The organism is Peribacillus sp. FSL R5-0717, assembly GCF_038002945.1.
Taxonomy (GTDB): Bacteria; Bacillota; Bacilli; order Bacillales; family DSM-1321; genus Peribacillus; species Peribacillus frigoritolerans.
In genome coordinates this window covers 5,072,626-5,085,183 of record NZ_JBBOOF010000001.1, presented here as the reverse complement: position 1 = coordinate 5,085,183, position 12,558 = coordinate 5,072,626, and the positions used below count along the sequence as shown (strand labels likewise).

Sequence of the window (12,558 nt, the reverse complement as noted above, 5' to 3'; positions counted from 1 at the left end):
CCCAACCCGATTTTAATCCATATTAATGTGATTACTTTAACCTTAAAACAATTAAGGCAAAAAAGCCTTGAAAGGCAAAAGCCAATCAAGGTCTTATTTACAAATTCCTTTGTTTCACATCTTCGAACCATATATCAAAGATATCATCAGGCAATAGTTCGTCATAATTAGAATATACTAAATCATATTTGTATTGACCTTTTAAACTGTTTTGTTTCACATTATAATGTAATTTTATCTCAGTAGGCATTTCTTTATTAAACTCGTTTCATTTTTTTCTCTACTCATACACTGTCACAGTCATTACAGTCTATATACACGACAATAAAAATTTAAATCTAGTGTATTATGCTCTTTTATTTTTTAACGCTATAACGCTAAAAAGCACTCGTTGCCTTTAGTTGACAATCAAGCGCTTTAAGTTCATTTGTTTTTAAGTAACATTAAATTGTAAGTTTCATAGTAACAGTAGGACAACTTTTATATGTCGTGACAAATACTACGTTAAAACTTACGAATTTGTACGAGTTCGTTAGTTTAATATACAATTCATGTGTTTATATTCATCGCCCAGTAAAATGTCATATCACCTAAGCTCATACTTCTTTTTCTATCTATCATTGCCGTAATGCTCTTTGATGGTACAACCATCATGAGTCTTTACTTTTTACAGCCGATTTTATATTGCAACGTCCTGGTAACCTACTTCAATTATTTTTTCATTTAATAGACGAAGCCCTAATCCATTTTCTATATCCCATGTACAATTAAATGTAATTCCAATATCTCGCCCCTCAAAAATATCCGCATAAGGAACAACAATTCCATCTAAAGTTATCATTTCTAGTATTTGATTTGTTGTTTCAACTAATGGATAATTTTCATTTAATCCAATATCATAACCTAGTTCATGTCGCTTTTGTTTGTAATAGTCTAAAATTGATTGCAATAAACTTAGCTGTAAATCCTCCCATTTTTGCATTAATGCTTGATATGCCATATACTGCTCTTCATCAAACTTTCCATCTTCTTCGCCATCTACCATCAAAGATATCTCTTTTTCTTTACCAAAAAAATGAATAGTGGTATCCTTAGCCCAACCATACTCATATTCAAGTTCACCAAAAATTGGGTCGTTTATAGTCATTTTAAGATCTCCTCTTTTTGTTTATTAGCAAACCCTCCAGGTATAAAAGCTCCTGCATTTATTTCTCCTACACCACCCAGATGTCCGAATTCACTATTTATTTTTGTTGGCACAAGTTGCATTGTTTTAACATCATTTAATTCATGCCATGTTAATTTATTATTTTCTCGATATTTCTTTATATCTCTTGCACTAATTTTACCAGACTCCATCCCAAATTGGCTTGCTAATTCAGGTGAATTATTAAGTTGATCAGCTAATTTTTGGTCTGATTGAACAAAATTAGCTCTTCTGGCTTTCCCTCCATAAGTTCCTTTTCCTCCAAGCATATAGTTGATTTCAACTTGTGCTTTTGCTGTCGGTGAAAAATCAGGAACAGCATTTTTATATTGGATGCCATCAATCCCAACTTCATCTAAAATTTGTTTTAATTGACGGTCCGGTGGCGGCTTAAGTATTCCCTTAGATTCACCCCTTATTCCCTCAAATTCAACCTTCGAATTCTCTAATGCAGGTGTCTGATTAAGCCTCGCTTCATACGAACTAGCAAATTCAGTTTGTCTAAAGGCAGGTGGAACTTCCGTCCCCTTAGGAACACTCTCCCCTGAAACACCCTCTACTTTTTTATCCTTCACCGTGAATTTCTGATAGGCTTCCTTAATTGTCTGTTTTTCCATTACAATTTGGGGAAGGTTTGGTCCTCCTGCGAGGGAAACTTGTTCCATACTTATCCGTTTAGGTATTTCTTTTTTGCCTAGTTCGTCACCTATATTTTTTAACGTGGTTTTTCCTGATCTCGCTATGTCTGTTATTGTAGCTTGAACCTTCTGAACCTGCTTTTGCGCAAACTCCTTGCTGTAAGGGACGAACTTTGTACCACTTGCTACTTTATCGACGACCTTCGCCGCACCAGCCACACCACCGATTCCGAGTGCCATTAACAGTCCGTTCTGGCGCTGTTCCTTGGTTAGCTGGTTGCCGAACATGTCTTTGCCGGTGGCCGCTTCACCGAGGCCGTTGGCTGCGAGGAGCCCGTATATCCCGTATTCGGTTTTCTGGAGGAGGCTAAAGCCTTTTGTCGTTTTATAGGCATCTAGTGCGTGGTCTGCTGCATTGAGTCCTTTGGCCGTTTTGTAGATGGCGCTGCCGCCTTTGATGGCCCGTCCGGCCCAGCCGACGACGGGGATGAATCCAGCGGCGGCCATGGCGCCGGCCGCGATTCGTTCGGCATCGGACAGCTTGCGGCCCGTTACTGGATCGACTCCGGTCGAGGCCCTGATTGAATCATAATATCCCGTGAATTCCCCTGTAAAGGTTTTTGTCGTATCCCAGGCTTTTTCGTACCATGGTCGATTTTCGAGTTCTTCCATTTCCTGTTCGATTTTCCGGGCTTCTGCTTGTTCCTTTTTGAAGGTTTGATAGTCTTTCATCTGACCGGCGACTTCATCCTTTACTTGATAAACGTCACTACTCTTGAATGCCGATTCGTTGAATGTCATCGGCGAAATGTTGCCGTCCTGCTTGGTGGCATCAAGCAAGGCACGGAAGAGGCCAACGGCCACGTTTTCCTGCCCGATGGACACATCATATTCCTCGACCAGTTGCCGGTCGACATTCTCGACCTTTGTCACGGTGTCATCCAGCCTGTGCCCGGCCAGCGTGATTTTTTCATTAAAGTCCTTTTGGTCGAACATATCAAGAGATAGGATATCGTCAATGCTGTTCAGGATCCTTTGGAGATCGTTTGCTTGTTCATCGACAAGCGACTTCGCTTGGCTGATGCCGTTTGAGACTTCACCATCTAAAAAGGGGACCTCTACCACCGTATTTCCGGAGAGATCCGCCTCTTCCAGATTGGCCGGTATGCCTTCCAAAAAACTGATCTGGGTCGTGAATAATTCCATCCAGGCGTCCGCCACCTCGATTTGTGCTTCATAGAAGCTTTTGATGGCGGTAGCACCGGCTCCCTGGAACTCGTCATCCAGGCCGACAATGCCCTGAAATTCCTTTTTCAGGGCTGTGACTTCCTTCTTTAGTTCTTCATATTGCTTGGCGCGCGACTTGGTTGCGGCCGTCAATGTCTCGGCTTCATATATCTTCATCGCTGATACCCATGTGAAGACGTATGGGCGATGGCTTCATCCTGTTCTTTTAATAAGTCAATGTTGGCACGGGTATCTTCCACATTTTTCTGGACGATTTTGATATATTGCTCAAAGACCTTCTCCAGGTTCGTTTCGCGATCGATCCATTTCGAGGTGAATTCCAATTTATTGTTGCCAAGCTCGCCTGCCGGCAAATTTCCAAGCGTGACTGTACCAAGTGCCGTCTTCACCTGATCGACTTGCTTCGTTACGGCAGGATGATTCAGTTTGATTGTCGTCATTAAAACAACCGCCTTTTTAAATCGGATATTTTACTTTCCAGCTGCTCAAATGCCTCTTCGCCTTTGCTCAAAAGGGAGTCGGCTTCTTGTGCTATATTCCCCGCTATGCTCAGAAGCGTATTCTCTGCATTCAGCTTTGTAATCATCGCTTCGATTTTCCATTGGTAATCATCATAATCGTCATGAATGATACTGAACATCACATTATAGGCATCCTGACGGGCATCCTGAAAGTGATCCGAACGGTTACCTGTCCAGCTGCCACCAAGCTCAGGCTCTTTTATTTTCCTAATCTCGTTAAGACACATGCTTTGTTCTTTTATAATATCGTTTTTTGCATTTTCTAATCGTTCAATTTTCACATTTAAATCAGCTTTTTTACTGGAGATAGCAGAGTGTATATTACTCAAAATATCTGCATATACCATGAAACTCACCTCAGAAACAGTATAATCCTACACTAACTGTCATATTTTTCTTATTTAACATTATAAGGATTAAAGTCCGAGAGTTAAATAGGGATAAATATGCTATTTTGTCAGTTGAAAGAGAAGTTTGGCATAAAAAAGTTCCTACATACCATATTCTTTATACCCGGCATTTTACCAATTTTAAACAAGTAAACCCCTTGAATTCTCTATAAAAAATTTCAAACACTTCATTCAAACTGTCCTTGACTGTATCTATGCAGCAAGTCATCCCGAACAAATTCCCTGCAAGAGGAGGATAAATGTGACCGTTCGGGATGTATCAAATCACCAAAAGGCAAATCACCGACAAATTTAACTTCACCTTCAAAATCCTGTCCGGATTCAGCATCAAAACCGATGACCTTCACAAAGCATGTTTTGTGTCCGGTTTTCATAAAATCAATTACTGTTAACACATGATTATGTATATCATTCATACCTTTCTCCTCCAACCATGAAATCATTAAGTAAAAATATTATTTACTAGCATTCCGATTAAAACAATTATGGTTTAGATCGCTAAGATGTTAAAACATTGGAAATAGGCACTCCTGCTTTCCATGAATTACTTTATTTTTCTATGTATTTTGTTTAGCAGCCGTTACATGAACTGATTTCTTCATTCATATATGTTTTTTTTTCGTTTCCAAGCATGTTTATGATTTCCCATTACTTCCACCGAAGGTCAGTCTGATAGCCTCGAGGACCTTCCCTCTTCTATATAGATTTATAACCTGCTATAATCTAAGGATTGGAGGTGTGAGAAATGAAAGAAATCATCCAGATATTAGCTGAAATCGTCAATAATCTTCACGATTTCATCCTATTCTTTGTAAGTGACACATTAAATTCAAATGCAACGGACAAAGATTTACATTTTTGGATAATGGGAATCATCGGTATCATCATATTTTTGTTCGTGTTATTTTTATCTAATTTAATTGCCCGGATGCGTTTTGGGATAACGATACTCTCTTTCCTTTATACCTTTACAGTCATGGTTGTTTTAGTATTTGCCATAGAGATACAGCAAGCCCTTACCAGCAGAGGAAATATGGAGTTTCAAGATGCGGCGATAGGCCTATGGGGGTTCATCGTATTTTTCATGGTTTTTGCTGTAATATCATCCCTATTCCTATTGGTGAAGAATTTTTTCAAGCAATCAAAATAAAGGTAACGATAGGTCAGCTTGCTTAAAACATTCCTAATGCCTTTCAATAAATGGAAATTCGGGTTTTGTATTGGCGGGAATGATAGATTCTCTGCAGCATCATCATAAATCGAAAGCAAGGTTACAGAGAAGCAAATATGATTTGAGGATTACTTCGATTCATTTTCATTGAATAAATCAACGCTGAACAGATTAAAAGAATCGTCGTCATTAATACGTTCCTGATCATTTCCTGTAATATCAGAACTATTTTCCCTGCGGCGGCGATTTACTTCCCTTAATTCCGCTTCCAGGAATTCCGCTTGTTCGTGAGAAAGCTTGATCGTGATTTCATTATTTTGATCATCTGCAGCTTTCAAGAGGACATAGCTATCCGCAGCATTACGTAAAGTCACATTGCTTACTGTTAAGTTCATGTTCGCTAGTTCATATCTTGCCTTCATAATGTAAAAAGAACCTCCATCGGAAAATACCGGATAAAATAAAGTATATTAAATATACTCTACTTCAAGATATTTAAATATACAAATTCTTTGTTTGGAAAAGCCTTGAAACCTAAGAATGCTACCTCCTTAAAGATTTCCGACAATAAAAAATTGATATGCCGCATCATTAAAGATTCGTTCTTGAATAAGGGTACAGAAGGGGTTCTTCCCTTGAAATTCCAGAAATTCCTGGAACCAATTGAAAGCGAATTCGTCCCTTTCTTAAAAATACTTGAATGAATTCAGATTGACTATAAACAATGGAACCCTCCATTAGTGGAAAGGTTCCATTTATTTTTATACTTCTTTCTCGAGCGCCCTAGTAACATGGTATGGACCCCTGCCTTTATTTGAAGCAATGACGGTTCTCAATCGCTTTGCCGGATATACCGCAGAATTGAAACTTACCCCCGGGTCATACCCCATAAGATGGTATTTGAAAATCGCGTCATTTTTTTTACGGATCCATATACCATAGCCATAGTATTCCCCATCATCTTCTATAGCAATATGGGTTTCCAATAAGAGATCGGTATATTCTTGATTCAGTAACTTATTGGAAAATAACCCCTCCCAAAACCTGAACATATCTGATGTGGTAATATACGCCCCTCCATCCGCACTGCCTTTGATGGGAAGGGAATAAACGTTGGTTCTCCATACTCCATTTTCTTCGTGTATGTACCCTAATGCAGTATTTTTAGGTAGCTGATCCATGGAAAAATAACCGGAATTTTTCATTTCACAAGGCAGAAAGATGTTCTTGTCGATATATTCGGTAAATTCAAGTCCAGTTAGTTCCTCAACAATCAATCCTAATAAAATATAGCCTGCATTATTGTAATGGAACCTTTCCCCGGGTTGAAACATCATCACCTCATTTTGAAACATTGGCAGGAAATCCTTTAATCCTTTTACATGGTACATCGGATTATTCTGCCATAGCTCCTCAAAATCATCCATCACTTCTTGATCAAAGTAATCAGGGATGCCCGAAGTGTGTGTTAAGAGGTGCTGTATGGTCACATTTTGATTGAAATCAGGAAACATGATCCGAACACAGTCTTTAAGTTTAGAATCGAACCTAAGTTTTCCTTTTTGTATTAATTGGCAAATGGCTATCGCGGTAAACAGTTTACAACCGGAAGCAATACCGAACCTTGTTTCGGTCGTATTCATGATTTCATCCGCTCGATTGGAATAGCCATGCGCTGAGCTATGGATCAGATCATCTCCCGCTTTCACACTGATTACACCCGAGAAATTCAATTTCCTTTCTCGTTGCTTCAATATTCTTGGATATGTCCATATGTAGAGTCACCCTTTTCTGGTAAAATTTTCATTATTGATGTGTTGGCAAAGGTGCTTGTTAGGTCTTGCAAAAAAACCCGCATCTTATGTGATGCGGGATAACGTATCTTAGATTTCACTCGTTATTTCCACCAAGTATCATAAACATTGATGGCTTCATTGCGTTTATGTTCGGTTTTAGTATACCATCCTTCGATGATTTCAGCTGCTTCCGTTCTGATTTCCTTGCCTTCAAGATAATCATCGATTTCATCATAGCTAACGCCTAAAGCCACTTCATCAGGAAGTAACGGTTTGTCATCTTCTAAATCGGCCGTTGGTATTTTCGTATAAAGGCGCTCAGGAGCACCGACAAATTTCAAGATTTCTTTTCCTTGCCTTTTATTTAAACGGTATAAAGGAATGATATCCGCTGCACCATCACCATGTTTCGTAAAGAAACCTGTAATTGCTTCAGCTGCATGATCCGTACCAAGCACAACGCCTTTATACAGCCCGGCTAAATCATATTGCACCTTCATTCGCTCTCGTGCTTTAACATTTCCTCTTAAGAAATTCGATAGCTTTTCAGAAACTGCTTCTTCCACAGCTTTGACAGATGCATCCACCGCTTCCTTGATGTTGACTGTAACCGTTTGGCTTGGCTTAATGAATTTTAAAGCCAGCTGCCTATCATCTTCATCTGCCTGCACTCCATATGGCAAGCTTACAGCAACAAACTTATAGTCGCTGCCATTCGTTTCTTCATTTAATTCATTGACAGCGGTTTGGGCAATATAGCCCGCCAGTGTTGAATCTTGACCTCCGGAAATTCCAAGTACAAAGCTTTTCAGAAACGTATTTTTCTTCATATACCCTTTTAATAGATCAACACTTTTCCTGAATTCGGCTTCGGGATCGATCGTTGGTTGGACAAGTAATTTTTTTACGATTTCTTTTTGTAATGGACGCATTGGCATTTCCCCGCTTTCTAATAAAATAGATTGGTCATTTCGTTAGCATTCTTTCTACTTTGGCTTTAACTTCATCTATATTCCTCATTTTATTATCCCAACAATCCTGACTTAGATCTACCGGATATTCTTCAGGATTAAGGGCACGAAGGTACTCCGGCCATAATACTTGAAGATTTTTTTGCGTGAAGGCCTTGATTTCATCTATGGTCGGCAATTCATAAATCAAACTTCCATCCTTGAAAATATCCACATGCAGATCAACCGCATCAAAATCCGTGACGAATTTACTTAGGAATGTATGGACAGGATGAAACATTTTTAATTTTTCCTGCTCCTGCGGCTTCTCATATTCCATCGCCAAATAATCACCTTCAGCATGATGGTTCACTTTATTGATGATTCGATATACTCGTTTTAAGCCAGGTGTCGTGACCTTTTCAGGGTTAGAAGAAATTTTGATGGTATCTCTCATATTCCCATCTTCTCCCTCTATTGAAACCATTTTATAAACAGCACCCAGCGCTGGCTGGTCATAAGCCGTAATCAATTTGGTTCCGATGCCCCAAATGTCAATTCTTGCTCCTTGTTGTTTCAGATTGATGATTGTATATTCATCCAGGTCATTGGAAGCGACAATCTTCGCATCATGGAATCCTGCAGCATCAAGCATACGTCTTGCTTCTTTTGATAAGTAAGCTAAATCACCACTGTCAAGACGGACGCCAATGAAATTGATTTTATCACCCAATTCCTTGGCAACACGGATTGCATTCGGGATGCCAGAACGCAATGTATCATACGTATCAACCAAGAATACACAGTCTTTATGGGAAACAGCATATTTATGAAAAGCCGTATATTCATCTTTATAAGCTTGGATCATGGAATGTGCATGCGTCCCTGAAACCGGAATGCCGAACAGCTTTCCAGCACGTACATTACTAGTGGAATCAAAGCCAGCAATATAGGCCGCTCTCGCTCCCCAAATTGCGGCATCCATTTCTTGCGCCCGCCTTGAACCGAATTCTAGGGCAGATTCTTCACCGATGACCTGCTTGATGCGTGATGCCTTTGTTGCCACGAGTGTGTGATAGTTCACAATGTTAAGCAACGCAGTTTCTATGAGTTGAGCCTCACCAAGCGGTGCTTCCACCCGTAATATCGGTTCATTGCCGAAGACGAGTTCCCCCTCTTTCATGCAGCGGATCTCTCCCGTGAAACGGATGTTCTTCAAATATTTCAAAAATTCTTCATCATAGTGCAGATCATTTTTTAAATAGTCGATATCACTTTCCGAGAAGGAAAAGTTTTGAAGGTAATGGACAATTTTTTCAAGTCCTGCAAAGATCGCATATCCGCTATTAAATGGAAGCTTTCTGAAAAATATCTCGAAAACTGCCTTGCGGTTATGTGTTTTGTCCTGCCAATAAGTTTGGGCCATATTAATTTGGTATAGGTCAGTGTGTAATGCGTAACTGTCATCGTTGTATTTTTTTTCCATGGATAAGTTCCTCCCAAAAGAGAAGCATTCGCTTCCCTTCTATTCTGTTGCTTGAATCGAAATTATAGAATGGTTGCTCCAAGAGACCCTTTAAAATGTCCAAGCGCCCAATGGTGACCGGCATCATTGAACGAGGCCACTGCATGTTCATATACAAAAATTTTATAGCCTAAATTATAAGCGTCGATTGCCGTATGTAAAATGCAAATATCTGTACAAACTCCGACTAAATATACATCGGTAATGTGACGTTCCCGCAGGCGGATATCAAGGTCCGTTCCTGCAAAGGCCGAATAACGTGTTTTATCTATATAATGAACATTCTTTTGATTTTTATTTGTTTCATATTCCTCTTTTAACGCCCCGTATAGGTCTCTACCCATTGTACCGCTAATATTATGCGGTGGAAACAAATTCGATTCGGGATGTAAGCGGTCTCCTTCTTCATGTAAATCAATAGCGAATACCGTATATTCGCCTTGTTTGATAAATTCCTTGGTTATACTGACAAGTTCCTTCTCGATATCCTGACCTGGCTTCCCGCAGGTCAATGAACCCCCGTCTGCCACGAAGTCATACGTATAATCTATATTGATCAATGCCTTTTTTCCCATTTCACCAATTCCCCCTTAATAGTAAATAGAGTCCATGACAACCTCTGCATTAAACCGGTAAAGCTGTGAAGGCCGATACGAATTACGTTTCGTTTTCTTTTGCATTCCCTTTTCATCCAATACTTTCTCCAAAAACGGAAGCTTCGGGGCCTTTGCATAAAAAAGGGAGTCTGCACTGATTTTTGCATCATCTCTGGCTGTCAGCAAAACCCGTTGCAGTTCAGAAAGTGTAAATTCATCCGGCAGGAATTTTTGGGCTATCGTCGTTTGCACCATTTCTTTTTTCAATACATTCATCGCATCGTTAATAATTGTATAATGATCAAATGCAAGATCTAATTGTAAGGCTTCCTGAATCGTGAACAATTCAACCTCAGCTGCGTCATCATTCGCTTTTCTTTGATGAAGAAACTCTTCCTGGACAATTGCATAAAAAGCATTGGATATGATCCATCCCCTGGGATCGCGCCCCGGGCGGTCATAAACCCCGAAATGCTTGACATGGAATCCAGCTACGCCCGTTTCTTCTTTCAATTCTCGTTTGGCTGCTTCATAGGCAGTCTCGGAGGCATTGACAAAGCCTCCGGGTAAAGCCCATTTATCTCCTTCAACATTGGGGCTTCCTTCCTTATCTTTTGAGGCACGTTTAATCAATAATAGCTTCAAAAACATTTCAGGAGGGGCTTTCTCTGCCGTTTTCTTTGTAGTAATAGTAAAAATTGCAATATCTGCTGTGTATCCATCTGGAGTAATATATTTCTTTATTTCCTGCTGAGCCATGGCAACTCTCACTTTCTTTCACTAAGTATGGAATTAAGTAATTAGTAAATCTTTAATTACTAATTATAGTACTCTTCCTTGTGTGATTTAGCAACTCTAAAACAGAAAAATTTTCTAATTATTTAAATAATCATTCATTTTATTCCATGAAAAAAGCCCGGTCATGATGAACCGGGCTTTTTCCATGGAATACTTTATACGGGATAGACCCCATGCTTACGATCGGTAAATGTCAATTGCTTACTGCTATACGCTTCAAACCGCGCGCTCAATTCATCACGCAGGTCATTCGGCTGGATGATGCCATCAACGATCATTTCAGAGGCTAAGCGGTAAATATCGATATCTTCATTATACTCATTGCGCTTCTGTTCAATGAATTCAGGGCGTTCTTCTGGTTCCATCGCATTGATTTTATTGGCATAGACTGCATTGACCGCAGCTTCAGCTCCCATGACCGCTATCAATGCCGTCGGTAAGGCAAGAACGCAGTCCGGTTCAAAGGCGGGACCGGCCATCGCATATAGTCCGGCACCATAAGCTTTACGGACGATGACGGAAATCTTGGGAACAGTGGCTTCACTCATGGCCGAGATCATTTTCGCACCATGGCGAATGATTCCTGCCCGTTCGACCTTCGTTCCAATCATGAATCCTGGAATATCCACCAGGAATAACAGCGGTATATGGAAAGCATCACATAAGTTGATGAACTTGGCAGCCTTATCAGCTGAATCATGAAACAGGACGCCGCCCTTGACTCGCGGCTGATTGGCTATGATCCCTATCGTTTGTCCATTTAACCTTGCAAGCCCAGTGATTAATTCAGGGGCAAATAGCTTCTTGATTTCACAAAATGATTGCCTGTCTATAACCCTATCGATCAGGTCGTACATATTGAAGGCTGCATTCTGATTTTTAGGAATCAGTTCTTCCAAAGTTTTTTCGAAATCCGCAGGCAGCTCAGGTTTTACGCTTTTAGGTCTTTCTTGATAATTTCCTGGAAAATAGCTTAAGTACCTGCGCGCAAACGCGATCGATTCTTCTTCCGACTTGACAAGTACATCGCCGCATCCTGAAACGGAACAATGCATTTTCGCCCCGCCCATTTCCTCTTCGCTCACTTTTTCGCCAATGACCATTTCTGCCATTCTCGGTGAACCTAAATACATGGATGCATTGCCATCAACCATTACGACAATATCACAAAAAGCTGGAATATATGCCCCGCCGGCGGCAGACGGACCGAACAATAGACAAATTTGCGGGACTTTTCCTGATAGCTTCACTTGGTTGTAAAAGATGCGGCCAGCTCCACGGCGGCCCGGAAACATTTCTACTTGATCCGTAATTCGTGCCCCGGCAGAATCGACTAAATAAAGAAGGGGCAGCTGTAACTTTTCGGCTGTTTCCTGAATGCGAATGATTTTCTCGACGGTCCTTGCTCCCCAGGATCCAGCTTTCACAGTCGAATCATTGGCCATGACACAGACCCTTTGACCATTGATTTTTCCGATGCCCGTAACCACACCATCAGCAGGCAGACCAACACTTGCACAATTGGCAAAGAAAGCGTCCTCTATTTCTACCCCTTCATCGAAAAGCAGCTCTAGACGTTCACGTACGAAAAGCTTTCCTTTTTCAGCGTTTTTTTGATGATACTTTTCTAAACCGCCTTTTTTAATCGTTTCAACCGTTTCGGTTAGTTTATCCGTCGTTACCATCCCTGTTCCTCCT

At 40.4% G+C, this 12,558-nt stretch carries 13 protein-coding genes and 2 pseudogenes; 1 reads left to right on the top strand and 14 read right to left on the bottom strand.

Translation table 11 applies throughout. From position 1 onward, the window contains the following. Positions 1-97 precede the first annotated feature (97 nt). The 7 genes and pseudogenes from NYE65_RS24360 to NYE65_RS24330 form a co-directional block, all read right to left on the bottom strand. Positions 98-265, bottom strand: a pseudogene (locus NYE65_RS24360) (DUF600 domain-containing protein); the annotation flags it as partial. Between the two features lie 414 nt (positions 266-679). Further along, entirely contained in the window at positions 680-1,147 is a 468-nt protein-coding gene (locus NYE65_RS24355; RefSeq protein ID WP_098936517.1) for a DUF6985 domain-containing protein, read from the bottom strand. Further along, a complete protein-coding gene (locus NYE65_RS24350; RefSeq protein WP_340862183.1) occupies positions 1,144-1,824 on the bottom strand; it encodes an HNH endonuclease in 681 nt (226 codons plus the stop codon). The genes NYE65_RS24355 and NYE65_RS24350 overlap by 4 nt, the downstream gene beginning before the upstream one ends. A 471-nt stretch (positions 1,825-2,295) precedes the next feature. Further along, positions 2,296-3,249: pseudogene (locus tag NYE65_RS24345) on the bottom strand (ribonuclease YeeF family protein); the annotation flags it as partial. Then, entirely contained in the window at positions 3,246-3,533 is a 288-nt protein-coding gene (locus tag NYE65_RS24340) for a YwqI/YxiC family protein (RefSeq protein WP_034306007.1), read from the bottom strand. The gene NYE65_RS24340 and the pseudogene NYE65_RS24345, both read right to left, overlap by 4 nt. Further along, positions 3,533-3,961: a YwqH-like family protein gene (locus NYE65_RS24335; RefSeq protein WP_340861911.1), complete on the bottom strand. Its 429-nt coding sequence runs from the start codon at positions 3,959-3,961 to the stop codon at positions 3,533-3,535. Before NYE65_RS24335 ends, NYE65_RS24340 begins: the two co-directional genes overlap by 1 nt. 230 nt (positions 3,962-4,191) lie before the next feature. Continuing rightward, complete coding sequence (locus NYE65_RS24330) at positions 4,192-4,440, bottom strand: hypothetical protein (protein ID WP_063593417.1); 249 nt, start codon at positions 4,438-4,440, stop codon at positions 4,192-4,194. A 329-nt stretch (positions 4,441-4,769) separates the two neighbouring features. On the opposite strand from NYE65_RS24330, the gene NYE65_RS24325 reads away from it, so the two are divergent. Next, positions 4,770-5,174: a hypothetical protein gene (locus NYE65_RS24325; RefSeq protein ID WP_340861910.1), complete on the top strand. Its 405-nt coding sequence runs from the start codon at positions 4,770-4,772 to the stop codon at positions 5,172-5,174. A 149-nt stretch (positions 5,175-5,323) separates the two neighbouring features. Here the strand turns inward: NYE65_RS24325 and NYE65_RS24320 are convergent, their stop codons facing one another. The 7 genes from NYE65_RS24320 to NYE65_RS24290 all read right to left on the bottom strand — a co-directional run bounded on the left by NYE65_RS24320 (position 5,324) and on the right by NYE65_RS24290 (position 12,545). After that, positions 5,324-5,617, bottom strand: a complete 294-nt coding sequence (locus tag NYE65_RS24320; RefSeq protein WP_340861909.1) for a hypothetical protein — start codon at positions 5,615-5,617, stop codon at positions 5,324-5,326. 339 nt (positions 5,618-5,956) lie between these two features. Beyond that, positions 5,957-6,970, bottom strand: a complete 1,014-nt coding sequence (locus NYE65_RS24315) for a serine hydrolase domain-containing protein (protein WP_340862182.1) — start codon at positions 6,968-6,970, stop codon at positions 5,957-5,959. A gap of 122 nt (positions 6,971-7,092) precedes the next feature. After that, positions 7,093-7,923, bottom strand: coding sequence for an ammonia-dependent NAD(+) synthetase (nadE, locus tag NYE65_RS24310; RefSeq protein WP_063593412.1), 831 nt, complete (start codon positions 7,921-7,923; stop codon positions 7,093-7,095). 34 nt (positions 7,924-7,957) lie between these two features. Next, positions 7,958-9,427 (bottom strand): nicotinate phosphoribosyltransferase, encoded by a 1,470-nt coding sequence (locus tag NYE65_RS24305; RefSeq protein WP_034312208.1) that lies wholly within the window; start codon positions 9,425-9,427, stop codon positions 7,958-7,960. Positions 9,428-9,489: 62 nt separating this feature from the next. Further along, positions 9,490-10,041, bottom strand: coding sequence for a cysteine hydrolase family protein (locus tag NYE65_RS24300; RefSeq protein ID WP_034312211.1), 552 nt, complete (start codon positions 10,039-10,041; stop codon positions 9,490-9,492). Between the two features lie 15 nt (positions 10,042-10,056). Further along, positions 10,057-10,821, bottom strand: a complete 765-nt coding sequence (locus NYE65_RS24295) for an NUDIX domain-containing protein (protein WP_063576326.1) — start codon at positions 10,819-10,821, stop codon at positions 10,057-10,059. Positions 10,822-11,015: 194 nt separating this feature from the next. After that, positions 11,016-12,545, bottom strand: coding sequence for an acyl-CoA carboxylase subunit beta (locus tag NYE65_RS24290; protein ID WP_096338496.1), 1,530 nt, complete (start codon positions 12,543-12,545; stop codon positions 11,016-11,018). Between the last annotated feature and the right edge of the window lie 13 nt (positions 12,546-12,558).

Coding starts and splice junctions, on each gene's coding strand:
- NYE65_RS24290 (WP_096338496.1), bottom strand. CDS start 12,545: ATGGTAACGACGGATAAACTAACCGAAACGGTTGAAACGATTAAAAAA.
- NYE65_RS24305 (WP_034312208.1), bottom strand. CDS start 9,427: ATGGAAAAAAAATACAACGATGACAGTTACGCATTACACACTGACCTA.
- NYE65_RS24350 (WP_340862183.1), bottom strand. CDS start 1,824: ATGGAAAAACAGACAATTAAGGAAGCCTATCAGAAATTCACGGTGAAG.
- NYE65_RS24320 (WP_340861909.1), bottom strand. CDS start 5,617: ATGAAGGCAAGATATGAACTAGCGAACATGAACTTAACAGTAAGCAAT.
- NYE65_RS24340 (WP_034306007.1), bottom strand. CDS start 3,533: ATGACGACAATCAAACTGAATCATCCTGCCGTAACGAAGCAAGTCGAT.
- NYE65_RS24330 (WP_063593417.1), bottom strand. CDS start 4,440: ATGAATGATATACATAATCATGTGTTAACAGTAATTGATTTTATGAAA.
- NYE65_RS24300 (WP_034312211.1), bottom strand. CDS start 10,041: ATGGGAAAAAAGGCATTGATCAATATAGATTATACGTATGACTTCGTG.
- NYE65_RS24295 (WP_063576326.1), bottom strand. CDS start 10,821: ATGGCTCAGCAGGAAATAAAGAAATATATTACTCCAGATGGATACACA.
- NYE65_RS24325 (WP_340861910.1), top strand. CDS start 4,770: ATGAAAGAAATCATCCAGATATTAGCTGAAATCGTCAATAATCTTCAC.
- NYE65_RS24355 (WP_098936517.1), bottom strand. CDS start 1,147: ATGACTATAAACGACCCAATTTTTGGTGAACTTGAATATGAGTATGGT.
- NYE65_RS24335 (WP_340861911.1), bottom strand. CDS start 3,961: ATGGTATATGCAGATATTTTGAGTAATATACACTCTGCTATCTCCAGT.
- nadE (WP_063593412.1), bottom strand. CDS start 7,923: ATGCGTCCATTACAAAAAGAAATCGTAAAAAAATTACTTGTCCAACCA.